This is a genomic window from Siminovitchia jepli, from assembly GCF_047228825.1.
Taxonomy (GTDB): Bacteria; Bacillota; Bacilli; order Bacillales; family Bacillaceae_C; genus Siminovitchia.
The window spans coordinates 1-623 of record NZ_JBFEGN010000226.1 but is presented as its reverse complement, the minus strand read 5'-3'; the positions used below and the strand labels follow the sequence as shown (position 1 = coordinate 623).

General features: G+C 39.2%; 1 protein-coding gene. It reads right to left on the bottom strand.

Going from position 1 to position 623, the window contains the following annotated elements; genetic code table 11:
- Positions 1 to 257: 257 nt before the first annotated feature.
- The gene (locus AB1L08_RS22505) at positions 258 to 545 is read right to left on the bottom strand and encodes an SDR family oxidoreductase (RefSeq protein ID WP_413066793.1); all 288 of its coding nucleotides are present in this window, start codon (positions 543 to 545) and stop codon (positions 258 to 260) included.
- Between the last annotated feature and the right edge of the window lie 78 nt (positions 546 to 623).

Sequence of the window (623 nt, the reverse complement as noted above, 5' to 3'; positions counted from 1 at the left end):
TACGACGATGATTTGGATTTTTCCTTTTTTATGTCGAATTTTGAACATTATTTTACCCAGACTTTGTTATTGAACCACTTTTATTTCGTTTTCCTTCATCTTTTTTAGTTCTCTTTCTTCCACACGTATGTCTCTTTTACCGTACCAAACTGCCGCTTTCATTCGGAAAAACCTCCTGTTCATGTATAAAGGCAAAATTAAGCAGTGTAGCGAATTATTTTTTTATTGTTATCAAGATCTCCCTGAGGTGATTGTTTTTAGGAAAAAATGACACCTCCATCAATCATGACGGATTGGCCAGTCATATAATCAGAGTCCTCCGAAGCCAGATAAGAAACGAATTTAGCAACATCCTCTGGGGTTTCCGGACGCCCCAGTGTGATATCTCCCGAAAATTTTTTGAAGGCTTCTCCCTTTTCAAGATTCATATAGTTAGCCATTTCCTCATCAATTTGATCCCACATTTTCGTTCCGACAATTCCGGGACAATATGCATTGACGGTAATGCCAAACTGTGCCAACTCCTGCGCGGCTGCCTGTGTAATGCCTCTACCCTGAAAATATAACTAACGAACTGCTAAAAAAAGCAATACTAAGCTAACCGGCTATACCCTAATTTCCAG